Source organism: Serratia sp. T13T92 (assembly GCF_047530105.1).
GTDB classification, from domain to species: Bacteria; Pseudomonadota; Gammaproteobacteria; order Enterobacterales; family Enterobacteriaceae; genus Chania; species Chania fonticola.
On sequence record NZ_JBLJAK010000005.1, the window covers coordinates 61,471 to 85,596 of the forward strand.

Consider the following 24,126-nt stretch of genomic DNA (forward strand, 5'->3'; position numbering starts at 1 on the left):
GATTTATTGTTTATAGCCGAAATGTTAGCATTACCGGGCGGCATAAGATGCTGCTGCACTACCTCTCGTATTATCGCGGCTGCTGAACCCCGATAAACCGATGAGGCATTAATATGACTGACATACGTGGCCGGGCCTGGCGCCTGGTGAATAACAAGCGCAACAAACATAGTGAAATGGGGGATTTTCAACCCAAGTTCACCAAAGAGAAACGGTGGAAAATGCTCTACACCCGCTCACATAAAATAACGCGAGCGAGTCAATTAGGCATAGAGTATCCGCAGATATCCCGCGCTGTAGCCCGGCGTAACGCACTCGATGAGATCGAATAACCATGAATGTGCTGTTTGTCTGCAGCCGTAATCAATGGCGCAGCCCAACCGCAGAGCGCATGTGGCACAGAACTCCCGGCCTGACCGCAAGGTCGGCCGGGACCAGCCGTAATGCCATAAAAACGGTGACGCCGGAGTTGTTGCACTGGGCGGATATGATTTTTGTCATGGAGCAAAAACACAAAAACCGTCTGGTTGCCGAGTATCGCCGCCTGCTGGAACATAAGCCCCTGCATGTTCTCGATATCCCCGATGACTATCAATATATGGATCCCGAACTTATCACTCTGCTAGAGCAATCTACCGAGCCGTTCTTGGCGCCTTTCATCCTGAAATAAACTTGTCAGGCACATGCCCCCGTAAGCGGTGGATGGCAGTGAACGCTCTCTGCTCATCCAAATTAACCTTTCCTGAATTCCAGATTCAACGCACGGATAATCAATAGGATAACGTCATCGTAACCGTATCTTTATAGCTCCCCGCTGGCACATTCGGTTGTGATGGGTCGGTAGCATAAAAGACTCTCAATTTTTGCTCTTTGCCATTACCCTCTCCTGCTGCTTGATTTGCATCCCATATCTGAGTATGTAATTCATCTTTATATATCTGGTAACGTAAAAAAGTATCCGAAGTCTGCGATTTCATCTGGTGCCAACCAATGCTGTCGTTCCCCCCCTGAAAGCTAATGGTATAGGGCGTAGTGTTAGTACAACGCAGGGTAATATCTTGCGTTTGCGTCAGTTCCGATGAAAAGGCACCATCAAAATGCACATCTGGAGTATTGATAATGCGGCAGTCGTCTTTCAGCGTCGCCGTTAAGGTAACCGTCGGGTTGTTCTCGGCGGTCAAGTCAAGATCAGGGATCAAGGTGCGGCCAGAAGCCACCTGCCCATTGAGACGAAGAGTAATGTTGTCAGAGTAAGCTCCTGGTATAGGAGGCGATACGGCAATCTTTTTCGGATCGGTGGTTATATGCACATGCGCAACGTAATCATATGGCCCTTTGGGGATAGGCCATATACGACCTTTACCACACGTTCCCTTTGCCGCACAATCATCAGGCATTTCTCCATCGGTGACTTTCTGAAAAATCTGCGGCATCAGAGCAGGAACAGATGCATCCGTTCCCCAATTGTAGGTGATTTTCTTATTCACTGTATCGACGCAAAGCAGATTGGACCCATGATTACCAAGGCAAAAGACAAAGGGCAATAAACTTTGGTTCGCCTGATTTGCCGACATGGCCAGAAAGGAAGTCGCGCTATTATGCTGCTGCTCTACCACTAACCCGATATGCTGAGCATCTCCGCTGGTTACATCGGGAGCTTCATAGCACCAGACATGAACCGCTTGGCTGTAATCCTGCGGGGTATCGGCCAGATCCAACGGAGAAACGGAACCACCCGCAGTGAAATCGACTACTTCATCCGTCCAGCTAATATCACAGATCTTAGACCAGTTTATGGTAATAGCCCAAGTTGAAGGAACAAAAGTCAGGCTAAGCGCCAGCAAAAGGAAATGCAGGGTTATCGTGCGCATGTTTCCACCTCAATGCCGTGTTTATTTTCTGCTGAAAGCTGGAAGGAACACCGTTTTTGTCCGTCAGAAACCAGCGTATAAGTCTCGGTCATCTGTGGCCTTTTCATTGAAACCAAGTCACCATTCCCCAAGAGCGCGACGGTATGGTGATGTTGATCCTGGATCTCGCTTCCTGATGTTAAAGTCACCCCACGTGTCGGAACAAGGCGCAGCAATACTTGTTCATTCAAGTTTTGTAGGGAAAATTTCGCGCTGTAACCCGAGTTTTCCGGCACAAAGAAACTCTTCCTCACGTCGGCGATGTTCACATCTTCGGGCAAATAGGAAGGATCGATCGTGACCAGATTTTTTTCATAGGGGACGACGTCACTGATAAAACCAATCCCCTGACTATTCGTTTTGCCTTTCAAGGCTCCATCCAGGTAGTACGGGAGCCCCTCTACGCCATAGGTGTCGACTTTGACAAACGCATTTCCCACCTTTTTGGTGAAAAAGGCGCTTTGATCCATAAACACTACACTCCCCTGCAGCCCAACCCATGGCGTCAGCTCCCTGTAACCGTATGCCCCAGCACTAGCGCTGAACGCTGGCGTTTTCCAAGTGGCAGACATATCGCGATAACCCATGTCAGCATTTCTCTCGCGGCTATAATTCAGATCCCAATCAACCCCTAGCTCTGAACCGGAGTTATGCGTCAGTGAAACCACATTCGTACTGGCGTTTCTGTTGCTCTGCATATTTTGTACACCGATTCGGGTATTGCTGCCGAAAGGAAGTGAGACCCCTAGCATAAAGTTATCCGCTCGGTCCTCAGAGAAGGCTTTACTATAAGAAATCGACAGACTGAAAAGGTTAGCGACAAGGGTACTGTAAGACAGATTGGCTATTTTATGTGTAATGCCAATATCATCGCGCTGATAAATAAGCCCAGCCCCCAGGACGCCAGCCGAAGCACCAAGTGAATAAGAAGCAAAGATCTGATCCGAGGCTAATGCACTACCGTAATCAGAATCAAAACTGTCCAAATCCCGGTAGCCGCCGCTTGATCGGATGTGACTGATGTTAATATTGGCGTGCTGGAATTGTTTGGTATAACCGAGGTACTCTCTGGCACCTCGGCGCGAGTACTGCGCATCACTCATGGTAACCGTGGCATCAAGACGGCCCCAGTTATTCATATTGAACTGGAATCCGCCCCCCACCATCTTCAACCCGTCCGCCCCCTCAATATGGGAAAGAGCAGTGAGATGGTCGGTCATACCATAGCGATAGGTACCACTGAGGGCTATATTCTTGTATTGATCATCCTGCCAACCATAATTGTAGCGCAGCGCCCCAACTGAAAAATTGAAGTCGCTTAATCCAGGACGCAGCATGTCAGTCTGGATACTGTAAGGAATACGGCTAGAGACCTGCCGGCCATTCGCATCGGTGGTCACCACCGTCATTGTTCCATCACCGTTAATAAAGGGGATGTTGTTGATAACATAAGCACCTGGATCGACATGAGAACTGGCCGAACGATAGCCATTCACAAAAAAGTCTAGCGAAGAGGGCGTCGATGCAGTGCCTCTCAGACGCAGAGAGGGATAAGTGACAATATCGGGGCGTAGCGTGTAGTCCCGACGGAACTGTATTCCCCCCATATAGACACCGCCGAACCCATTGCCCGCATCGGTTTGAATGTCACCAAGTATCAGCTTTTGTGCACTGTTGCGGTTATTGAAAACCCAACTGGTATTCAGCCGCTTGAATCGGGAATAACCGTGCCCCCCTTGATGGAGATCGATATACTGCCCAGAAAGATTCACGTAGCCAAAGTGATTAAAGTAGCGCCCGTTCATCCAGGAAGAAAAATAACTATTGTGACGAGGGTGTTCATCATAAATATCGTAATCAAAAACAAAGCCTGGGGTAACATTCTCAGCATAATAGGGAGAACTCCAGCTATCCTGGATTTTTACGAGCTGTAATGGGATCCAATCTGGAGGAATACCGATCGCCAACTCCAGCGTTTTGGCATTATAAATGGCGGTGACACCGCTGATTTTTCTAATGTCCACATAGTGATCTTTCACCTGATAGCCTGCATAACGAATGTGCAGGCTGTCCAGAGTTTCTGTAGACAGAGCAATCACACTGCCATTCATGATGACCCGCTCAGGAGAGGGTAAATGTTTGCCGTTTTCGCTAATATTAACCATGAAAAGGTGGTCCTGCCCTGCGTTGTTCTGGGTGGGAATAGTGTCAACGTAGGTTGCTGCATGAACCATCGTCGTCGGTATTATGATTAGCAGACATGTCGTGATCTTATTCATTATCATTTCGCTCTCGCTCTCAGCCAGGCGCAGGAAAAATTGATGCTACTTATCTGGATGGATGAGTTTCCAAAGCGTTAGCAGCAGCTGGGATTAAATGATCATGAGGAAGTTCGAACGCCATTTTGGCATTTGGCAGAACATAGCTGACAGGAATATCCTGATGATAGCAGGCTTTTTTTCCACATTTAAAATCAATGGAGGTGATTTTTACATGCGTCTTATCAGGATTCTCTATCCATAAAGTATTTTTTTTAACAGACCAGATTAAATGATGTTTTTCTTTTGGTACACCGTCAGCACCAGGAAGAATAGTGGGTTGCAACTCTTGCCCATAGACAAACAGGGGGAGAATATATTGCATGCGGATTTTTATATTGTTCTGGGTGCTCTTTTGATTCACATCAGGCGTCGGTAACTCGTCGATAATAACCTTTAAGCCATGCTCTTTGTCACCTCTATTCTTGATGCCATATATCCTTATCGGAATCTTTTTTTTCGGTGGGATAATGGTAAAAGCAGGTACTGTATAAACCTCATTTTGTTCCGTATACAAGTTCTTCGAATCTACCTGTTGCCAGTTCAATATCCTAACTTGCAGACTAACACTTTCACTACCTACGTTTTTTAACCAAAAAACGCTGTTCTTAGCGCTACCAGTAAAAGAAATCGTGACCGGCCAGATTTCCATATTTGCTGCTGAAAAACAATGAGTAGAAAATGCCAGCATGGCAAATGAAAAAAGTAATTTATTCATGCGGTATTCCACCAAATAATTTATTTCGTATTTAGTAAGAGACACTTATAGTTGCTGTATCTGTATAATGACCGGGTATAAGTGGAGATGGAGGATGATTTATTTCCACGTCAATTTCAATTTTATTATTTAACTCATCGGGTGTGAATATAATGGGAGCTACCCATTCAATCTTCTTTCCCTCTTTCACTGCAAAAATCTGATAGGGGATCAGTTGGTCATTACCACCATCTAATGCTAACGCCCGGTTTCCCCCGTTTAAGGAGTGCTGCCCATCATCAATATCAATGGTTGCGTTAGCACCAGGTGTACACTGCAGGTTAAAATAGACTTGGCTGGAAACTGAGGATTGACCAATCAATAGATCAGGCAGATCCACAGAAAGTTTATTGCTCCCTATGAATCTGCAACCGTTGTTAATATTGGCCGTGACATCAAATTTCGCGCTGACTTGCTGACCAACCGTAGCCTGTACAGGGGAATTCATGGTGGATAAACCTAGCACCAGTATCAGGGTTGTTGAAGACAATTTGACGCCCATGACCTTCAATTACCAGCTTATTGTGGCTTTAATGGTATCCGTATACTTACCTGCTTGAGCATTTTGTGGGACCGTAGCCTTAGCATAGAGAGCGACGTCGCCAGAACTAGTAATATTTATTGGCTCATTCGGTTTGATAATATTGGTACCTTCTTGATCGCTGGCAATGATATAGGGCATTTTCGTTGTATTATCTTCATTCAACATATTATACACGTCTTTATCACCCTGTTTCCCTGCGTCTAGTGTCAATGAAGGCTGTGCTCCCGCCGTACATTGAACATTCATTTTATCTTGTGCGTTTAGTTGAGTACCTGCCGTTGCACCTGAATCAGGAAAAGCTAATGTCATCCATTGCTGACCATCAGCAACGGTGGATAAATCACTGGGCTGTTGGGCAGATTTAACAACGCAACCGGGTAATACATTCAAGGAAACTGAAATCTCACCTGAGATAGAGTTGCTATTTACACTAGCATTAGCGACTACGGAAATGGCCGCACCGAGTAAAAAGCACAAGTTTCTTGCTTTAAAAAAACGATATTTCATCACAACCTCTTAAATATTAATTAAGAATTTTCGCAAAAGACTAAATCAATAATACTTGCAATAAAACACGTTATTACCAATGAAAAAACTTGAATCGATCGTTTTTATCTATGTTGCAAGTTAGATATAAAACACAATAATCCCTTGTTTTAACTATCATTTATAGTAAATTAAAAATCCCATTGAAATCTTTAGTTTCACAAATAAAAAAAACCTTACAGGAATATGTTTTTTAAATTTACACTTTGATATACCCCCTTACCAATTACGTTATACAAAAATAGTCATCAATATCCATAAAACGGAATGATTGTTTTCATGAAAAATCAGGCCAACACACAAAAATAGACGTCAATAATAATTATCATTATTGACGTGATAATGGGATCTATTATATTAATATAGTAATTCTCATTACTGTAAATATAAAACGTATGGTCTGCCCTCCGCAGATTAGTACAGCCCAAAATTAAACGGTTGAAGTCACTTGAAGACGAGAGTGCGCAGTTCGAAGAAGCTACTCGTACATGCCATATTAGATAAGGAGGCGCTATAAGTAGCTGTGGACTGAAAGTATGACAAACTAAACGTGGTGTTGATGTTTGATATGAGCAGGGCATTGCAACGCCTTGCCTGCAAGATTACCTGAGTTAAAGCCCTATTATTGATATTTACATGTGAATATCAATAATAGATAAAAGTTCTTTTGTAGTATATGCAATATAATCTGGTTTAAATTTCCAATGTTTAGGTTCAGAAAGACTATATGCTGCAGCTACTGAGATAACATTAATTCCAAGTTCGGATTGTATGTTACGAGCAAATTGCGTATCAGACTCATGGTCACCTATATACATAATTGAATGATTTTTAGTACGGCCAAAAATTGAATTTAAACATTTAACACCACCAAATGGATGCGGTTTTTGGTAATGATTTGGAACATCATCGTAACCAACAATAGCTTTAAAAAATTCAGACACCCCATTTATTTCAAGCACTCTACGGATATTTCCCTTTGAGTTTTGTGAGCAAATACCATGAGGGATATCTTTTGATTTAATTAAAACATCTTTAATACCATCAAAAAGCACAACTTTGGTTTTATTTTTATCTTGAAACTCTGCCCACAGGCTTCCGGCAATTAACATTTCTTCATGTGACAACCCATAGTAATCAACATATAGCTCTTGCCAATTTTTAGCTCTATGATTAGCAATATGGTATAACTCTTCACTCTGTAAGCATTTGGGTAAATTTTCTTTTGTCAAATGCGGCGCGACAATGGATAGAATCTCCTTAGTGATGGAAATATTTTTGGGAACGGTATTAACCAGTGTTCCATCATAATCCCAAAGTATTGCATCTAACTTCATTGAATCAATCTCTCACTGATAGTTAATCAACCTCAATCATAGCATATAATCATATGCCATTAAACATTACCCAACATTAGACCATGCCTAGAAAATCACTAAACCCTCATCAAAATTATTTACATAGAAAGAATTATTAAAATCACTTTTAATTTAAAGTAAACAATCATCATGGATTTTAAACTGCATTTGTGGCGTTGCAGCATTGATTCTAAGTTAAACTATAGTAAGTAATGTAGCTAATTAGTAAGTGAGATGTGCATGATAATGATACCAGTGTGTAACCTTTAAAAATAAAATAAATATAATACAATATGTTAGTGGTACGCCATTTGTCATTACTTTGGAATGTTGAATGTCTTGATTTCCATTTATATTTTTTTCTTGATTTCCCTGTTTTGTTGAATGATAATTGGCTCAAAGGTAATGGTGCTCTACCTTCTCCGAACCGCCACTTATAATGAAGTTATAAAGTGGATAATGGCGCCTGATATATTATCGCTTATTCAAATAGGCTAACTTGTCAGGTATCGCCATGAGAAAATTAATAAAACCCCTTTATTACTTGATAAATTTAGAAAATAAACCATCTAAATCCATTCTTGCCTTTATTTTATCCTGTATTTATTGCCATTCCTTAGGCTCAGGAACTAGCGATAAGAAGCATTATAAAATAAAAAAACAATATGTTACAAAAACACATATATATTGGAAATTGCCATCATGAATAAATTTTTAAAAACTCTATTTTTAATAGGTACCATTCTTTTAGTTAACAATATGGTAAGCGCTTCTATGAGAGGAGTGTCAAGCCATCATCCTACCCATACAAAAACTGCAATTAAAAGGCTAGGTAGATTGTCTTTTAGAGTATCAAGCAACAGACGAAATCATTGTTTATTTTGTTAATATTATCATTAGGCTTTACATCAATGGTGATATTAACAAAAAAACATTTCCCACCAAAAAAATTTTTAGTTATATCTAAGGAGTGTATTTTGAAACTTAAAACAACATGCTATGCTTTTCTTTTCCTCATTTCTCCACTATCTGCACTTGCGGGGCAGGAGTTATCTTTAAATTCAGGGGTTACTTATATAGAGGGTAATGATGCCGGTGGTCATATCCAAATAGGATATCAATATAATTTTACAAAAAATATAGGCATTTATACTGGCTATGCTTATGGACACGCGAGTCTAGTTGGCGATACAGCCCTTATTGTTTCAGATGGTTACGCGCATCCTGAAAATATAACCTATCATACAATCCCGCTCGCCTTGCAAGCTACACTGCCTTTGGGGCATCATTCACTATTTATTCGAGCAGGGACTAACCTTTATCATGAAGATAATACTATTGATAGTAAAAACGGACTTGGCCTTTATGGCGCCATAGGGTGGAAATATTATTTTGGTGATGCGCAGCGTTGGAATATCGGTTTATCTTATCAACGTATGAAAATGCATAATTACAATGCAAACATAGGGACGTTCGATATAGGATATAGCTTTTAGTGATTAGTCAACCATTATTCCATCACAGCCCCCCTATTCTACAGAAAGCTTCCGTCCTCACGGTGAGGTCTTTTCGAAGACCTCTGGACAGATACCTCTGTAATGAAGGTGGCGCCGGGTCCGGTTGTAGAATACTTCAATGTAGCCATGCAACCTATTTCCGAATAATAAAATCCACCTAGAATTCAAAGTAGTAAAGCTTTAAACGATTTTTTCTAACATCCAAAAAATGATCACGGTCAAAATAGGCGGCATTTTTGTTGCACAGATTATAATTTTGCCCTATGATTTTTTCAAGGTGATGGTGTTCCACCTTTCCCAACCGCCGGACTGTCCAGTTCGGATGATGACGCCTGATATACATTTTTGCTTTTATCCTTAGGCACGTATGTCAGGTACACTTATGAAAAAAAATCCTGTTTTACCTTTGATCTTTTTTGCGTCTGATACCTCAGAGGAGACGCTGAAATGATCTACGTCTTTGGCCATCAGAATCCCGACAGCGACAGCATCTGCAGCGCGCTCATTACCGCAGATTGGCTGACAAATCTCGGCAAGCTCGCGACTCCTTTTAGGCTCGGTGACATTACACCTGAAACGTCGTTTATTCTGCAGCAGGCCGGCGTGGCCCCTCCTCCCTTGCTCGACGAAGACCTCAGTGGAAAACAGGTATGGCTGGTCGACTTTACCGATCTGGAGCAGGGCCCTCCCTCACTAGCCGACAGTAACATTGTCGGCATCATAGACCATCACCGACTGGGCACGGTTATGACTCAGGAACCTCCGGATGTTTGGATACGTTCCTACGGGTGCTGTGCCACGGTGATCTGGCAAATTCTTACCCTTGAAAATCCTCAGCAGATCTCTTCATCTCAGGCCATCCTGATGTTAGGGGCGATACTGAGTGATACTGTTGCGCTCACATCACCTACCACCACAGTTCATGACATCGCTGCCGTGCAGTCATTATCCTCCATAAGCCAACTCAATTATGACTCTTTCGTGAAAGATCTGCTCATCGCGAAAACAGATATTGGTGGGCAAACACCAGACGCACTTCTTAAGAAAGACGCCAAGCGCTACCAGATTAACGCCCAGTCGGTGCTGCTTTCTCAAATCGAAGTCGCAGGCATGTCAGCAATAAATGCGATACTCGCTGACCTACTTGTCGCATTAACAAAAGAGTGCCAGTCCAGCGATGTTGACATTGCGATGTTGGCTGTCACGGACATCTTTAAGAAAAACACAACAATATATTTCTCAGAAAACAATGCACTCAATCTAACGTGTCTGTCTCTTCCAGGCTTAATAAGCAGGAAAAAAGAGATACTGCCGTGGCTGACGGAGACTCTCTCAACCTTCTCGAGGTAATCAATGCCAATGTATAAACATGCACTGTTAATGCTCTGCAATGAAACCGACGGCCAATTCCTGCTTCAGAGTATCGCCAGAGGTTTTCATGAGCAAGGGACAGCAATCACCCTTGGACACCTCACTTCAGACCACCGAGAGTTAGACATTACCTCTGACTCTTTAACCAAAGACTATCAATCTGCTGAAATTATTGCGGCAAAAGCAATGCTTAGTCGGTTAGTGGAGTCAGTCAATTTTCCCGTGGATGTAAAAGAGATAGTTACGATCAGCCGCTTTAAGGACGTAGAGACCTACGTCGCCGAGGCAGGTGTGGATCTGGTCATTATGGGACATAAAAACAGACTTTTCGGGATGCTCTCTTCCCATTCAATTGAATTCGTCAACCATCTTAGCGTCGATGTGTTGATTAAGCATATTGCAACCAACTGATATTAGAGGTTTATATGAGCTTTATTATTGAAAAAATCCATGCCTGTGAGATCCTGGACTCTCGGGGTAACCCAACCATAGAAGTTGATGTCGCAACCCAATGCGGTACTGTTGCAAGAGCCTCCGTACCCTCCGGAGCAAGTACCGGTTCGCGAGAGGCTATAGAGCGCCGCGATGGTGATAAAGCGCGCTTCGGCGGGAAAGGTGTTCTTGACGCGATCGAAAGCGTTAATACTGAGATTCATGAAAGCCTTAAAGGGCATGATGTACGCGATCAGCGCGGCATCGATAACATTATGATTGCCCTGGATGGGACGGATAACAAAGCGCGCTTGGGGGCAAATGCTATTTTGGGCGTATCATTGGCCGTATCACGGCTGGCCGCTAAACTATCTCATACGCCTTTGTACCGCTATCTTGGAGGGATTGGGGCAAATCTGTTGCCGGTGCCTTGCATGAATATCATCAATGGGGGCGTTCATGCCCGCGGTCAGGGGGCTGACTTTCAGGAATATATGATTGCCCCTTACGGTGCACCAACATTCAGGGAAGCCATACGTTGGGGTAGCGAAGTATATCAGTCGCTTCGTCAGGTTCTTCTTGAAATGGGCCTGTCGACCGGTGTGGGTGATGAAGGTGGTTTTGCTCCGGCAGTTTCTTCAAATCATGAACCGCTGGAACTGATTGTCCTTGCCATTGAGAGGGCTGGGTTCCGCCCTAATGAAGATATCGTTATCTGTATGGACCCTGCCTCCAGTGAGTTTTACCGAAACGGAAAATATCATCTGCGTACGGAGAATGCCGAGCTGACCTCACAGGAGATGGCAGACTACTACCAGATGCTGGTCAAAAGATTCCCGATTGTCCTTATTGAAGATGGCCTAGCGGAAGATGACTGGGCAGGATGGAAAATTCTGCATGATAGATTGGGAGATCAGATTGAACTGGTCGGTGACGATCTGTTTGTGACCAATGTGAGGTATATTCAGCGCGGGATTGATGAAAATCTTGCGAATGCTGCATTGATTAAACTCAATCAGATTGGTTCCCTGAGTGAAACCTTTGATGCGGTTCAACTATGCCATGACAACAACTGGGGTGCCTTTATCTCACACCGCAGCGGAGAGACGATCGACAGCTTTATCGCCGATATGGCAGTGGCCATGCGTGCAGGTCATCTCAAAACAGGTGCCCCGTGCCGGGGTGAGCGTATCGAAAAATACAACCAGCTCATGCGAATTGAGGATGAGTTGGGCTCGTCAGCACAGTTTGCAGGAAAGTCAGCCTTTAAGTAACCTATTATGACAATAACCCTGGCGACCCGCCGGGGTTATTAATAGATATATATTATTTTTATGCTTACACCCGAGATGCAAAGCTTAATCGCCATAAACAGGAAAACGAACTGACCAAAGCTGCTGCCCTCCGATAATACCGATGAGGCATTAATATAGCTAACAAACGCGGCCAAACCTGGCATCCTGCAATAATCTTGTCGGGCATATATCCCCAGAAGCGGAGATTTCCCTCGCAGTGAGCCGTGTATCTTAAGCAGAAAATAGTCCCTGAGTCTGGTAATCTACCAGGCTTGAGTTCTTGGGTTTTAAGCCTTCCGGCTAACTAGCTAGGGTACAGTAAGACACTAATTCAGGATTATGTAATTGATTATAGGAATATAAAAGTATGATTACCGAACATACCGCGTTTTTCGCCAGCCCCTCCAAGCGATGTGATGATGTGTCTGCCAATGAGCGTAGAATAGCGACAAAGACGCTCTACTTATTGCTTTCTCCCGTTTTCACACTTGTTTTCATTGCATCTCTGGCTACGCCAACCCTATTTTCTATCGAGGGTGACACCTTTCTACTTGGTGTTTTATTTTTATTGATCCTTCTCCCCCTGAATTATTTATTCTTTAAAAGAATTAGCGACAACTTAAAATTAAAGCATGGAGAGGTGTACTTTAACGTCACCTCTCAAGGTGTTTTTTATACGCGATACAACGATCTTTCAGGCGGTGTAAGTCATTATCAGCTACTATGGCCAGAAGTCACAGGTTCGTTAGAGGACGGCACCAAGGCCACGATTGGCTTTCGTAATACGGGCTATAAAAATAATACTAAAAACCTGATTATCTACACCCAAACCCAATCCGGTGAAACGAAAGAAAATTTAATCCCGGTGCATGAAATAAAGAAATTCAAGCATCACTGGGAGATTACACGTGCAATACTGATGCAGATTGCCTCTCTACAACGGCCCGAACTGGTGATTTCTGAGGAGGTTTTCTATGACTTCAATGTTAACCCCTCGACGTTTGAGTTTCAGAAGAAAAGCCGACGAAGAAGGCTGGCAAATTTCGTTGGGATCACTATATCACTTATCCTCATTTTCGGGGCTTTGTATAGTGCATCTATAGGGCTTACAACGATTGAAATGAGTGGCTTCTGGTTTGTGTTGTCTCTGGCGGTTTTGTTCTTGGTTATGGTATTAATCATCGCGTTCACCGTGGTGATCTTTGAGCGCATCCCCTTCTTTAGGAATAGTTTTCCAGCGTATACCTTGGTTGCGTACAGGGCTGAAGAAGAACGACCAAGCGTTGCCATCAACGTGAGTACGCCGTAGTATGGACCGTTGATTTAAGGGATAGAGAACGATTAAGGAATTGTAACCATGCGCACTTTTGCTTTGCTCTGTTTCTTTCTCCTTTCGTTTGCTGCACTTACGCAGTCCGCATCGGCCACTGAAAATCCCAGTAACTTTTTAGCACGGATCTATGCCATCTATGGCCATGATGAGGTTACAGCCGCATTCATCGGCGAAACAGGCCCGAAGCGGATTGCTTCAAAGCAATTCATCGCGGTGTTGGAAGAGGATCAGGCGCTAACCTTACCGGGCGATATGGGCTATCTTGACGCCGACCCGATCTGCCAGTGTCAGGATTATCAGAACCTGGTGGTGACGGATATCAATATTCTCTCTAACGATAATAAAAAATCGCATGCCACAGTCACCTTTCGCGCTTTTAGAGATAGCAACCTCACGACAACCACCGAGTTTGATTTAGTGGCTGAGAATGGGCAGTGGTTTATTGACGATATTTTTGATACCAATCAGCAGAGTGTTCGTCATGCTATTGATGCCAATAATAAAGCCCTGCGTATAAAGGGGGAAACATTGCCATAATCGCTATTTGCCTTTGTCATTTGAGGGCTCATTGCGAACGCCGGACGCTATCGCGCCCTGCGCTTTTTCATCGCGCCATTGCTTACGCAAAGAAAACATTTTCTCCAGAGCACGTCGTATGGTGGCTATCCAGCCAGCTGGCCGTGGATCCGCCAACATGCTTAATGCACGTGCATAGTCAAGCGTCAGCCCTGGTGTCCAAGCCATCGTTTTTGCGCGTTTACGTATTTGTACTGCCACCCATAATTCTGGCGTCATGAGAATTTTACTCAACACCCACCAGTGGCCACGTTGTCCCCATATCTTGCTCACTACGCCTTCCAGCGCCGCTTCAAGACCCCGTGCCACACTGCTTGAGCAATTACGATGCGTGAGATTATAAGTATTGTCTTCACGATAAACTTCCCAGAACCGTTTCAGACGTTCAGCATCGTAGTTTCTGATCCGCACACGCTGGGTTGAAGGACACCATGCACCTGACTCAGTCACATAATCCGGTTGGAATTTCCCTTCAACATTATTGTCTGCGGTTGCCCGCAGCAAACGGGTAAATTGATCCGGCGACCGGTCAATATCGACCGCTGGATACAAACTGATATAAATACCTTCCGGAGATTCAAGTGCAGCATGGCCGGTGGAAATCACCCCATTTTTATCCACCGCAGCAATATAACGATCAATCACAGGATGAGGCACCGTTTTACTCTTCGAGGATCCCACAGGAGTCCAGACATGTATGGTCAGTGCAGGTTCATCATCAGCCGGAGGGCCTTCCCATTCAGTCACCAAAGGCGTGGTTACTGCGCTACTGGCTTCCTCTGCGGCCTTATTACCCAAAACCGCGGGGTTGACCTCCAGCTTTTTGACGCGCATCGCCAGCATAACCATATTCCACCCACCAAACATCAACCCCAGACCTAAACAATAAGGCACGGTGCCGACATAATGGGTCGGGTAGGGCTGAAAGAAGAAAATAGCTAACATCACTTCCAATACACCGCCAGCCACTACCAACTTCCAGTTTTTATAGCGCACGACCCCAGCGGAGACAATTTGCAATAACCCATCGGCCAAAAACAACGTGCCAAAAATCATCGATAAAATAAAGTGGCCATGGTGTTGCCCACTCAATATCAATACCGCGGCCAGTGAAAATGCGCCTCCTTTTACATAACGCAAAGTACGTTGCCCGCCAATGCCGGTATGCGCGACCATCAACGTTGCTAGCCCCTCAACCAACAACAGGAAAGCGAAGGGATGCAAAGGGAAATAAATCGCGTTATCCAACGCATCGATGAAAACGATTAAGCCCGCTAACACGCCTAACCAACCGGCAATCATCAACCCTCTCCAGCGGTTACGCAAATAATCTACCCCAAGTAAAATCATTACCAACCGAACCATGCCTTATCCCCTATCATTGTAAGGCGGTTTGTCAGATCTACGCAGAAGTGGTTTTCCAAGATGGCATGAGTATAGTTTCCACCTCTGAAATCACGCAATTTGTGTCGTTTCAAACTGCATAGGTGCAACTACACACATTTCTGTAGAAGATAGTGGGTTGATTGGGGAAACACGGGTTAAACCAAGTTGATATGGAATAGGATAAAAACGCTGTTAAATCAGGGAGTAGTTGATTTCAGTGGAGTTCGGGGAGACTTGAGATTGGAGCGGGTGAAGGGAATCGAACCCTCGTATGCAGCTTGGGAAGCTGCCGTTCTACCATTGAACTACACCCGCTTAGGTGTGCGATTGGCATTATAACCGGTTATGCGCGCCGGGCAAGCGAAGATAACGCATAACTGCCGATGTTTTAAGCGGTTAGCAACAACCGGTTCTCTTCGGGCGAAAAAAAACCGGCACAGTCGCCTGTACCGGCTTAATCACTCAGCAAACGTTACTTGCTCGGGCGCATGGCCGGGAACAGGATCACGTCGCGGATGGTGTGGCTGTTGGTCAACAGCATCACCATACGGTCGATACCGATGCCCAGGCCTGCAGTTGGCGGCAAGCCGTGTTCCAGCGCGGTGACGTAGTCTTCGTCGTAGAACATCGCTTCGTCGTCACCGGCATCTTTCGCGCTAACCTGATCGGCAAAACGCTGCGCCTGATCTTCTGCGTCGTTCAGCTCCGAGAAGCCGTTACCGATTTCACGCCCGCCGATGAAGAATTCGAAACGGTCGGTGATTTCCGGGTTCTCGTCGTTACGACGTGCCAGCGGAGAAACCTCTGCCGGGTACTCGGTGATGAAGGTTGGCTGGATCAGATGGCTTTCTGCGGTCTCTTCGAAAATCTCGGTAACCACGCGACCCAGACCCCAGCTCTTCTCTACCTTGATGCCGATTGATTCGGCAATCGCTACCGCGCTAGCCATCTCGTTCAGATCGTCGAGGTTGGTTTCCGGGCGGTATTTCTTGATCGCTTCGCGCATGGTCAGCTTTTCAAACGGCTTGCCGAAGTCGAACACCTCATCACCATAAGGCACCTTGACGTCACCCAACACGTCCTGCGCCAGCGTACGGAACAGCGACTCGGTCAGCTCAATCAGGTCTTTGTAATCCGCATACGCCATATAGAGTTCCATCATGGTGAACTCTGGGTTATGACGCGGGGAAACACCTTCGTTACGGAAGTTACGGTTGATCTCGAACACGCGCTCGAAGCCACCTACCACCAGGCGCTTCAGATACAGCTCTGGCGCGATACGCAGGTACATGTCGATGTCCAACGCGTTGTGGTGAGTCACGAACGGACGAGCAGACGCACCGCCAGGGATCACCTGCATCATCGGGGTTTCGACTTCCATAAAGCCTCGACCCACCATGAAGTTACGGATCGCCGCCATCACCTGCGAACGGATCTTGAAGGTGTTACGGGATTCTTCGTTGGCGATCAGATCCAGATAACGCTGGCGATAACGGGTTTCCTGATCGGCCAGGCCGTGGAACTTGTCTGGCAACGGACGCAGTGCTTTGGTCAGCAGACGCAGCTCGGTGCAGTGGATAGACAGTTCGCCAGTTTTGGTCTTGAACAGCTTACCGCGCGCGCCGAGGATATCGCCCAGATCCCATTTCTTGAACTGCTCGTTGTAAACGCCTTCAGGCAGATCGTCGCGTGCGACGTAGAGCTGAATGCGGCCACCCACGTCCTGCAGCGTCACGAAGGAGGCTTTACCCATGATACGGCGGGTCATCATACGGCCAGCCACGGTCACTTCGATACCCAGTGATTCCAGCTCTTCGTTTTCTTTGCTGCCGTATTCGGCATGCAGCTTGTCGGAGGTGGTATCACGACGGAAGTCGTTCGGGAACGCAATGCCGTTCTCGCGCAGCGCGGCCAGTTTTTCACGGCGTGACTGCAGCTCGTTGTTGAGATCCAACGCCTGTTCGGCGCCTTGTGCTTGTTGCTCAGACATTTCTGTTCCTCATAACCCGGCTTTCAAACTTGCCTCAATGAATTTATCCAGGTCGCCATCCAGTACGGCCTGCGTATTACGTGTTTCGACGTTGGTGCGCAAATCCTTGATGCGGGAGTCATCCAGCACGTAAGAACGGATTTGGCTGCCCCAGCCGATATCGGACTTGTTGTCTTCCAGCATTTGCTTGTCAGCATTTTTCTTTTGCATCTCGTATTCATACAGCTTGGCGCGCAGCTGTTTGAATGCCTGATCCTTGTTCTTATGCTGAGAGCGATCGTTCTGGCACTGCACCACAATGTTGGTTGGCAAGTGGGTAATACGCACCGCCGACTCGGTTTTGTTAACGTGCTGACCACCGGCACCGGAGGCGCGGTAAACGTCAATGCGCAGATCGGCCGGGTTGATTTCGATATCGATATCGTCATCCACTTCCGGATAGATAAATACGGAACTGAAAGAGGTATGGCGACGGCCGCCGGAATCGAATGGGCTCTTGCGTACCAGGCGATGCACGCCGGTTTCAGTACGTAACCAGCCAAACGCGTAGTCGCCGATAATCTTGATGGTTGCCGATTTCAGGCCCGCGACGTCGCCGTCGGACTCTTCAATCACTTCCGTTTTAAAGCCTTTGGATTCCGCCCAACGCAGGTACATGCGCAGCAGCATGCTGGCCCAGTCCTGCGCTTCGGTGCCGCCGGAGCCTGCCTGGATATCCAGATAGCAGTCCGCGCTGTCGTATTCACCAGAGAACATACGACGGAATTCTAATTGTTCCAGCTTGGCGCTCAGTTGATCGAGCTCAACTACGGTCTCGTTGAAGGTGTCTTCGTCTTCCGCCTCAACCGCCAGTTCCAGCAGGCCAGTGACGTCTTCACAGCCCTGTTCCAACTGATCGATGGTTTCGACAATGGCTTCCAGCGACGAGCGCTCTTTGCCTAATGCCTGTGCGCGTTCAGGTTCGTTCCAAACGTCCGGCTGTTCCAGCTCGGCGTTAACTTCTTCTAAGCGTTCTTTCTTGGCATCATAGTCAAAGATACCCCCTGAGAACGGCTGTCCGCTCGGACACATCCTGAATGCGGTTTTTTACCGGATTAATTTCAAACATGATTTTTTGCGTTCTTACGTTGATGTCGTCGATGGCGAAATGCCATTGGAACCGGTAATTCTAGCGGATCCAGCGGCCAGTTTATAGCGAGTTGGTCAGTTTTTGTGGGGGATCGGCGATCGGATGCAGGAATCAACATGTGGCACGTTAAGTCCCCTCTCCCTTTGGGAGAGGGTTAAGGTGAGGGGGCCAGCAGGTTAACGCGGCCAGAGGTGTTGGATTAGCAACTGCACGTTACGGTTGCCACGGAACTCATTCACGTCCAGTTTGTACGCCAGTTCCACTTCTTTGATGCTGCTGTCCGGCCACTGTGTGGTGTCGATGTTGAAGGCAATGCCGTCCAACAATGGGCCGCCACCGAGCGGTTCGATCATCAGCTTCAGGTGTTTCTCGCCCACCAGCCGCTGTTGCAGGATACGGAACTTGCCGTCAAAGGTTGGCTCAGGAAACGCCTGCCCCCACGGCCCGCCCTCACGCAGAAGCTCTGCGGTGGTCAGGGTCAGTTCCTGCATCATCAGTTCGCCATCCGACCAGATCACGCCTTCCAGCATCGCCGGATCGAGCCATTCGCCGACCAGCTCGCCAAAACGCTGGCGGAACTCGTCAAACTTGGCCTCTTCCAGCGACAAGCCCGCCGCCATCGCATGGCCGCCGAACTTCATCATCAGCCCAGGATTCAGGGTATCGAGCCGCTCCAGCGCATCACGCATATGCAACCCGGCCACCGAGCGGCCAGAGCCTTTCAGAATGCCGTCGCCCGCAGGGGCAAAGGCGATCACCGGGCGATGGAAACGCTCTTTAATGCGCGAAGCCAGAATACCCACCACGCCCTGATGCCATTCTGGGTGATACATCGCTAACCCGTAAGGCAGTTCAGTGGTAGTGCGTTCCAGTTGATCGCACAGCTCCAGCGCCTCCACCTGCATCCCCTGCTCAATCTCACGCCGGGTCTGGTTGAGCGCGTCGAGATCGTTGGCCAGCATACGCGCCTGGGCAATATCGTCGCTCAACAGCATGGCTACGCCGATCGACATATCGTCCAGCCGCCCTGCCGCGTTCAGCCGTGGCCCAAGGGCAAAGCCGAGATCGCTGGCCGCCAATTGCCGCGCATCGCGGTTGGCCACTTCCAGCAGAGCGCGAATACCTGGCCGACACTTGCCAGCCCGGATGCGGTTCAGCCCCTGATACACCAGAATACGGTTGTTGGCATCCAGCGGCACCACGTCCGCCACCGTGCCCAGCGCCACCAGATCCAGCAATTCGGCCAGATTAGGCATAGCCAGCGCACGCTGTTCAAACCAGCCGCTTTCACGCAGCTTGGCCCGCAAAGCCAGCATCAGATAGAAGGCAACACCAACACCGGCCAGGGATTTGGAGGGAAAACCGCAGTCACGTAGGTTCGGGTTAACGATCGCCTCTGCCGCAGGCAAAGTATCCCCGGGTAGATGGTGATCGGTGACCAGCACCTGTATTCCCAAGCCGTGCGCAACGTCAACGCCCGCATGCGAGGAGATACCGTTATCGACCGTGACGATCAGCTCAGCACCCCGAGCCGCCGCCTGTTCCACCACTTCGGGGCTCAGGCCATAACCATCTTCAAAACGGTTGGGTACCAGATATTCGATGGAGCTACAGCCCATGCTGCGCAAGGCCAGCACCGTCAGCGCGGTACTGGTGGCGCCGTCGGCGTCAAAGTCACCCACCACCATGATGCGGCGGCCATCGGCCAGTGCCTGCTGCAATATCGCTACCGCAGCATCGATACCGCTCAACTGCTGCCAAGGCAACATGCCCTTGACGCTACGCTCCAGTTCCTGCTCGCCCTTAACTCCGCGCAACGCGTATAAACGACGTAACAGGGGGGGCAGGCTGGCGGGTAAATGGCTGGCATCTGCCGCCTCACGGCGGCGTAATTGGGTTTTAATACTCACCGTGACTTATTTCGTGGCTGCGGAGGCTGCATGCGCATCCAACATCGCGGCCATCTCTTTCGGCCCTTGGTAGCCAGGGACAACCATGCCGTTTTTCAGCACGATAGCCGGGGTGCCGTTGATACCAAACTGTACGCCCAGCGCATAATGCTGGCTGATATCGGTTTTGCAGGTTGCCGGAGACACCGCGTCGCCCTTCATGGCAGCATCGAAGGCTTTAGCCCGGTCTGCGGTACACCAGATGGAACGCATATCTTTCTCTGCCTGAGATTCCAGCCCCTGACGCGGGAACGCCAGATAGCGCACGGTGATCCCCAGATCGTTGTACTCTTTCATCTGCTCGTGCAGCTTGTGGCAATAGCCACAGGTGATATCGGTAAACACGGTGATCACGTGTTTCTCTTTCGGCGCTTTGTAGACGATCATCTGATCTTTCAGCGCTTCCAGACGGGTCATCAACAGCTGGTTAGTCACGTTGACCGGCTCACCGCCGCTGACGTCATACAGTGGCCCTTGCAACACGTGTTTGCCATCTTCCGTCACATACAGCGTGCCGCCTTCGGTCAATACGGTTTTCAAACCGGCGACCGGCGAGGGTTGCACGTCTGCCTGCTTAATGCCCAGGCTACCTAGTGCTTTCTGAATGGCTGCATCGTCAGCATGGGCCGCGCCAGTAACCGAAGCCACCAGCAGGGAGAGCAGCATTAAACCTTTTTTCATTCTTCCAATCCTTTCGATCCCTGCGCGTCAGGCGCGCGGGTGATGCTGTTGATGTAGCTGTTTCAATCTTTCAGTGGCTACATGAGTATAAATTTGTGTGGTTGAGAGGTCGCTATGCCCCAATAACATCTGTACGACACGAAGATCGGCCCCATGGTTCAGTAAGTGGGTGGCGAAAGCGTGGCGCAGCACATGCGGAGACAGCCGTTCGCTGTCGATTCCCGCTAGGATCGCATAGTGTTTAATCCGATGCCAGAACGTCTGGCGGGTCATTTGCTGGCTGCGGTTGCTGGGGAACAGCACATCCAGCGTCTGGCCGTTCAGCATCCAGGGCCTGCCGTGTTCCAGATAATTTTCGATCCAGTACACCGCTTCTTCACCCAACGGCACCAGGCGCTCTTTGTTGCCTTTACCGATCACCCGCACCACGCCCTGGCGCAGGCTGACATCGCTGATGGTCAACCCCACCAGTTCCGACACGCGCAACCCGGTGGCATACAACACCTCGAGCATAGCCTTGTCACGCAGCTCCAACGGTTGATCGACGCAAGGTGCCTGTAGCAAAGCCTCAACCTGGGCTTCGCTCAGATCCTTGGGTAACCGCTGCGGTAATTTGGGCGAGGCCAGCAACGCGGTGGGGTCATCCGCCCGCATTTTTTCACGGTTGAGATATTGGAACAGGCGGCGCATCGCGCTTAACAACCGGGCTGAACTGGTCGCTTTATATCCCCCCTCCACCCGTTCGGCGAGAAAGGCCTGTAAGTCCAACGCTTCGGCCTGTAACAGGCTGCGGTTGTTGAGGGCCAGCCAACCGGCCAGCGCCTGTAAATCGAGCCGATAAGAGGCCAGCGTATTCTCTGCCAGATTGCGTTCGATCCACAACGCATCCAGGAATTGCTCAATCAGCGCACTGTCTTGCTGTTGCACGCGGTCCTCTCTTGGTTACGTTTATGCCACAGGCATTATGCCTTAAGGTATACTCGTTGCAATTCTACCTACGGCATTATAAATGGTTTAAACATGAAGATTGGTCTGTTTTACGGCTCCAGCACCTGCTACACCGAGATGGCGGCAGAAAAAATCCGTGAGATTCTGGGTGAAGACCTGGTCGACCTGCACAACCTGAAAGACGTTTCCCCCAAGCTGATGGAAGACTATTCCATCCTGATCCTGGGTATTCCAACCTGGGATTTTGGTGAGCTGCAAGAGGATTGGGAAGCGATCTGGCCGCAACTGACTGAACTAGACCTGAAAGGCAAGATCGTCGCCATGTACGGGATGGGCGATCAGTTGGGTTATGGCGAATGGTTCCTGGATGCGCTGGGGATGTTGCACGACCAGCTTGCCCCACAGGGCGTGCAGTTTATCGGTTTCTGGCCGATTGACGGGTTTGAATTTACCAGCCCCAAACCGCTCAGCGCCGACGGCAAACACTTTGTTGGCCTGGCGCTGGATGAAGTGAATCAATACGACCTGAGCGAAGAACGCCTGCAACAGTGGTGTGAACAGATCCTGCTGGAGATGGAACCTCTGCTGTAACGCAACCGGCGCAGCATGCTGCGCCCCTACATCACGAACTCCGAGCTAAATTTGTAGGGGTCGAACATGTTCGACCCGACAATCTTACTTCCACAATCTGAAACGGCTATCGCCATTACTGGCTGGCGTCTCAGCGGTTTCTGGCTCGGCAGCGTTGCCCTTCAAGCGAGCCGGGTCGGCCACCTGATACCAGTCCAGCTTACGTGTCAGCAGCATAATGCCTGCCAGCACCCCGAACAGCAGCACCGACCCTAATACCAACGCGTTATCTTCTGACTGCAACAGCATATACAGAATGCCATACAGCAGTAGCAGACTGGCGGCGAACAGCATGCCACGGCGCATCCCGCGCAGCACGGCGCTGAGGTAGAAGGCAATCAGTCCACTACAGGCCACGCTTGCCAGCAGGTAGGCTACGTCGAATCCCAGATGTTCCGAGAAAGCCAGCAGGATAAGGTAGAACAGCACCAGCGCCGCCCCCACCAGCAGATACTGGATTGGGTGCACCCGCAGACCGGTCAGGGTTTCGAACAGGAAGAACGCCATAAACGTCAGCCCCAGGAACAGCACCGCATACTTCACCGCCCGCTCGGTCAGTTGATAGTGATCGACCGGTTCGATCAGGCTGGTGGTGAAGGTCGGCAGCTTTTCCTCTTCCATAATGCCGTTGTCATACATGAAGGCGCTATTGATGTTGTTGGCAAACCAGGTGCTGCGCCAGCGGGCAGAGAAGCCTCTATCGGTCACTTTGCGCTCATCCGGCAGGAAGTTGCCAAGGAAGTTCGGGTGCGGCCAGTTGCTTTGCAGCAGCAGTTCGGAACTACGCCCTACCGGCACCAGGGACAAGCTGCTGGTCCCTGCCAGGTTCAGTGTGAAATCCGCCGTCAGCCCTTCTTTCTGCAACGAGGCTAGGGCCAGTGGTGCATGGATCCCCTGAGAAAGCCCGCTGACCAAAGTACCCGGCTCAAACTTGGCCTGCTGTTGAATGCCGTTGAGGGCAGAAATGCTTTTGATACCGCGAGAATCGCTCAATGACACCATCAGGAAGGGTTGGCCGACCGTAATGTTGCTATGCTGCAAATCCTCCAGATCGGGTTGGCCGAATTTCACCTGGAAATCCAGTGGCCCCTGATACACCTGAGTCTGGTAGATACCCAGCTTGCGGATCTCAACGTTGGGCCTGCCATTCACCACCAAGGATTCGGGTAAGACAAAGCGTTGATAGCGGCTGGTCTCTATCTTGATTTCACCTTTTTCATTCTTCTTCTCTTCTCGCAAGGTGTAAGGGATCACGATCACTGGCCCAAGAATACGCTGCGCCCGGCTGGTGCTTTCACTCACTTGCCCCACCACGCTCTGGCGATAGCCGCTGCGTTCCTGTACCACATCCATGAGCATGCCCACCGGGATCATCATCAGGATCATCAATCCCAGCAGAGTGGTTATTTTCCAAAACAGTACCGATTTAAACATCGTGGCAGACTCCTTGTAGGTA

The 24,126-nt window shown here is 48.3% G+C and carries 22 protein-coding genes, 1 tRNA gene and 1 riboswitch; of the genes, 9 read left to right on the top strand and 14 right to left on the bottom strand.

The window, feature by feature from the left end:
• The first annotated feature begins 113 nt into the window (after positions 1-113).
• Positions 114-332 (top strand): hypothetical protein, encoded by a 219-nt coding sequence (locus ACMV5I_RS07600; protein WP_202727666.1) that lies wholly within the window; start codon positions 114-116, stop codon positions 330-332.
• Positions 333-334: 2 nt separating this feature from the next.
• Complete coding sequence (locus ACMV5I_RS07605; protein WP_414824045.1) at positions 335-670, top strand: low molecular weight protein tyrosine phosphatase family protein; 336 nt, start codon at positions 335-337, stop codon at positions 668-670.
• A 100-nt stretch (positions 671-770) separates the two neighbouring features.
• Here the strand turns inward: ACMV5I_RS07605 and ACMV5I_RS07610 are convergent, their stop codons facing one another.
• From ACMV5I_RS07610 to ACMV5I_RS07635, 6 genes are all read right to left on the bottom strand, one after another.
• The gene (locus ACMV5I_RS07610; RefSeq protein WP_209522735.1) at positions 771-1,871 is read right to left on the bottom strand and encodes a spore coat U domain-containing protein; all 1,101 of its coding nucleotides are present in this window, start codon (positions 1,869-1,871) and stop codon (positions 771-773) included.
• Complete coding sequence (locus tag ACMV5I_RS07615) at positions 1,859-4,189, bottom strand: fimbria/pilus outer membrane usher protein (RefSeq protein ID WP_414824046.1); 2,331 nt, start codon at positions 4,187-4,189, stop codon at positions 1,859-1,861. Before ACMV5I_RS07615 ends, ACMV5I_RS07610 begins: the two co-directional genes overlap by 13 nt.
• A 49-nt stretch (positions 4,190-4,238) precedes the next feature.
• Positions 4,239-4,946: a molecular chaperone gene (locus tag ACMV5I_RS07620; RefSeq protein WP_414824047.1), complete on the bottom strand. Its 708-nt coding sequence runs from the start codon at positions 4,944-4,946 to the stop codon at positions 4,239-4,241.
• Positions 4,947-4,977: 31 nt separating this feature from the next.
• The gene (locus tag ACMV5I_RS07625) at positions 4,978-5,487 is read right to left on the bottom strand and encodes a spore coat protein U domain-containing protein (protein ID WP_414824048.1); all 510 of its coding nucleotides are present in this window, start codon (positions 5,485-5,487) and stop codon (positions 4,978-4,980) included.
• Between the two features lie 9 nt (positions 5,488-5,496).
• Positions 5,497-6,036, bottom strand: a complete 540-nt coding sequence (locus ACMV5I_RS07630; RefSeq protein ID WP_414824049.1) for a spore coat U domain-containing protein — start codon at positions 6,034-6,036, stop codon at positions 5,497-5,499.
• Positions 6,037-6,707: 671 nt separating this feature from the next.
• Complete coding sequence (locus ACMV5I_RS07635; protein ID WP_414824050.1) at positions 6,708-7,412, bottom strand: HAD family hydrolase; 705 nt, start codon at positions 7,410-7,412, stop codon at positions 6,708-6,710.
• Between the two features lie 998 nt (positions 7,413-8,410).
• Between ACMV5I_RS07635 and ACMV5I_RS07640 the strand changes: the two genes are divergently transcribed.
• The 6 genes from ACMV5I_RS07640 to ACMV5I_RS07665 all read left to right on the top strand — a co-directional run bounded on the left by ACMV5I_RS07640 (position 8,411) and on the right by ACMV5I_RS07665 (position 13,918).
• The gene (locus tag ACMV5I_RS07640; protein ID WP_414824051.1) at positions 8,411-8,929 is read left to right on the top strand and encodes an outer membrane beta-barrel protein; all 519 of its coding nucleotides are present in this window, start codon (positions 8,411-8,413) and stop codon (positions 8,927-8,929) included.
• Positions 8,930-9,217: 288 nt separating this feature from the next.
• Positions 9,218-9,292, top strand: a riboswitch (Fluoride riboswitch).
• Between the two features lie 105 nt (positions 9,293-9,397).
• Positions 9,398-10,300 (top strand): manganese-dependent inorganic pyrophosphatase, encoded by a 903-nt coding sequence (locus tag ACMV5I_RS07645; RefSeq protein ID WP_414824052.1) that lies wholly within the window; start codon positions 9,398-9,400, stop codon positions 10,298-10,300.
• A gap of 3 nt (positions 10,301-10,303) precedes the next feature.
• Positions 10,304-10,732, top strand: a complete 429-nt coding sequence (locus ACMV5I_RS07650) for a universal stress protein (protein WP_414824053.1) — start codon at positions 10,304-10,306, stop codon at positions 10,730-10,732.
• Between the two features lie 14 nt (positions 10,733-10,746).
• The gene (gene eno / locus ACMV5I_RS07655) at positions 10,747-12,027 is read left to right on the top strand and encodes a phosphopyruvate hydratase (protein WP_414824054.1); all 1,281 of its coding nucleotides are present in this window, start codon (positions 10,747-10,749) and stop codon (positions 12,025-12,027) included.
• 388 nt (positions 12,028-12,415) lie between these two features.
• Positions 12,416-13,357, top strand: a complete 942-nt coding sequence (locus ACMV5I_RS07660) for a hypothetical protein (RefSeq protein WP_414824055.1) — start codon at positions 12,416-12,418, stop codon at positions 13,355-13,357.
• Positions 13,358-13,405: 48 nt separating this feature from the next.
• Positions 13,406-13,918 carry a DUF3828 domain-containing protein gene (locus ACMV5I_RS07665; protein ID WP_414824056.1) on the top strand — a complete coding sequence of 171 codons (513 nt, stop codon included), beginning with the start codon at positions 13,406-13,408 and terminating at the stop codon, positions 13,916-13,918.
• Positions 13,919-13,921: 3 nt separating this feature from the next.
• On the opposite strand, the gene ACMV5I_RS07670 is transcribed toward ACMV5I_RS07665, so the two are convergent.
• The 7 genes from ACMV5I_RS07670 to xerD form a co-directional block, all read right to left on the bottom strand.
• The gene (locus ACMV5I_RS07670) at positions 13,922-15,259 is read right to left on the bottom strand and encodes an HdeD family acid-resistance protein (RefSeq protein WP_414824057.1); all 1,338 of its coding nucleotides are present in this window, start codon (positions 15,257-15,259) and stop codon (positions 13,922-13,924) included.
• Positions 15,260-15,584: 325 nt separating this feature from the next.
• Positions 15,585-15,658 (bottom strand) — tRNA-Gly (locus tag ACMV5I_RS07675).
• A gap of 157 nt (positions 15,659-15,815) precedes the next feature.
• A complete protein-coding gene (lysS, locus tag ACMV5I_RS07680; RefSeq protein WP_021806189.1) occupies positions 15,816-17,333 on the bottom strand; it encodes a lysine--tRNA ligase in 1,518 nt (505 codons plus the stop codon).
• A gap of 9 nt (positions 17,334-17,342) precedes the next feature.
• Positions 17,343-18,441, bottom strand: a protein-coding gene (prfB, locus tag ACMV5I_RS07685) for a peptide chain release factor 2 (protein WP_098929871.1) whose coding sequence is annotated in 2 segments (ribosomal slippage) — positions 17,343-18,365 and positions 18,367-18,441 — 1,098 coding nt in all. Because the reading frame shifts where the segments join, the coding sequence is not laid out codon by codon here.
• Positions 18,442-18,638: 197 nt separating this feature from the next.
• Complete coding sequence (gene recJ / locus ACMV5I_RS07690; protein WP_414824058.1) at positions 18,639-20,372, bottom strand: single-stranded-DNA-specific exonuclease RecJ; 1,734 nt, start codon at positions 20,370-20,372, stop codon at positions 18,639-18,641.
• A gap of 6 nt (positions 20,373-20,378) precedes the next feature.
• A complete protein-coding gene (gene dsbC, locus ACMV5I_RS07695; RefSeq protein ID WP_021179812.1) occupies positions 20,379-21,092 on the bottom strand; it encodes a bifunctional protein-disulfide isomerase/oxidoreductase DsbC in 714 nt (237 codons plus the stop codon).
• Between the two features lie 27 nt (positions 21,093-21,119).
• Positions 21,120-22,019, bottom strand: a complete 900-nt coding sequence (gene xerD, locus ACMV5I_RS07700; RefSeq protein WP_021179811.1) for a site-specific tyrosine recombinase XerD — start codon at positions 22,017-22,019, stop codon at positions 21,120-21,122.
• Positions 22,020-22,112: 93 nt separating this feature from the next.
• Between xerD and fldB the strand changes: the two genes are divergently transcribed.
• Complete coding sequence (fldB, locus tag ACMV5I_RS07705; protein ID WP_021179810.1) at positions 22,113-22,631, top strand: flavodoxin FldB; 519 nt, start codon at positions 22,113-22,115, stop codon at positions 22,629-22,631.
• An 84-nt stretch (positions 22,632-22,715) separates the two neighbouring features.
• Here the strand turns inward: fldB and creD are convergent, their stop codons facing one another.
• Positions 22,716-24,104: a cell envelope integrity protein CreD gene (gene creD / locus ACMV5I_RS07710; protein ID WP_024486353.1), complete on the bottom strand. Its 1,389-nt coding sequence runs from the start codon at positions 24,102-24,104 to the stop codon at positions 22,716-22,718.
• Between the last annotated feature and the right edge of the window lie 22 nt (positions 24,105-24,126).

Coding starts and splice junctions, on each gene's coding strand:
- ACMV5I_RS07600 (WP_202727666.1), top strand. CDS start 114: ATGACTGACATACGTGGCCGGGCCTGGCGCCTGGTGAATAACAAGCGC.
- ACMV5I_RS07605 (WP_414824045.1), top strand. CDS start 335: ATGAATGTGCTGTTTGTCTGCAGCCGTAATCAATGGCGCAGCCCAACC.
- ACMV5I_RS07610 (WP_209522735.1), bottom strand. CDS start 1,871: ATGCGCACGATAACCCTGCATTTCCTTTTGCTGGCGCTTAGCCTGACT.
- ACMV5I_RS07615 (WP_414824046.1), bottom strand. CDS start 4,189: ATGAATAAGATCACGACATGTCTGCTAATCATAATACCGACGACGATG.
- ACMV5I_RS07620 (WP_414824047.1), bottom strand. CDS start 4,946: ATGAATAAATTACTTTTTTCATTTGCCATGCTGGCATTTTCTACTCAT.
- ACMV5I_RS07625 (WP_414824048.1), bottom strand. CDS start 5,487: ATGGGCGTCAAATTGTCTTCAACAACCCTGATACTGGTGCTAGGTTTA.
- ACMV5I_RS07630 (WP_414824049.1), bottom strand. CDS start 6,036: ATGAAATATCGTTTTTTTAAAGCAAGAAACTTGTGCTTTTTACTCGGT.
- ACMV5I_RS07635 (WP_414824050.1), bottom strand. CDS start 7,412: ATGAAGTTAGATGCAATACTTTGGGATTATGATGGAACACTGGTTAAT.
- ACMV5I_RS07645 (WP_414824052.1), top strand. CDS start 9,398: ATGATCTACGTCTTTGGCCATCAGAATCCCGACAGCGACAGCATCTGC.
- ACMV5I_RS07650 (WP_414824053.1), top strand. CDS start 10,304: ATGCCAATGTATAAACATGCACTGTTAATGCTCTGCAATGAAACCGAC.
- eno (WP_414824054.1), top strand. CDS start 10,747: ATGAGCTTTATTATTGAAAAAATCCATGCCTGTGAGATCCTGGACTCT.
- ACMV5I_RS07660 (WP_414824055.1), top strand. CDS start 12,416: ATGATTACCGAACATACCGCGTTTTTCGCCAGCCCCTCCAAGCGATGT.
- ACMV5I_RS07665 (WP_414824056.1), top strand. CDS start 13,406: ATGCGCACTTTTGCTTTGCTCTGTTTCTTTCTCCTTTCGTTTGCTGCA.
- ACMV5I_RS07670 (WP_414824057.1), bottom strand. CDS start 15,259: ATGATTGCCGGTTGGTTAGGCGTGTTAGCGGGCTTAATCGTTTTCATC.
- lysS (WP_021806189.1), bottom strand. CDS start 17,333: ATGTCTGAGCAACAAGCACAAGGCGCCGAACAGGCGTTGGATCTCAAC.
- dsbC (WP_021179812.1), bottom strand. CDS start 21,092: ATGAAAAAAGGTTTAATGCTGCTCTCCCTGCTGGTGGCTTCGGTTACT.
- fldB (WP_021179810.1), top strand. CDS start 22,113: ATGAAGATTGGTCTGTTTTACGGCTCCAGCACCTGCTACACCGAGATG.
- creD (WP_024486353.1), bottom strand. CDS start 24,104: ATGTTTAAATCGGTACTGTTTTGGAAAATAACCACTCTGCTGGGATTG.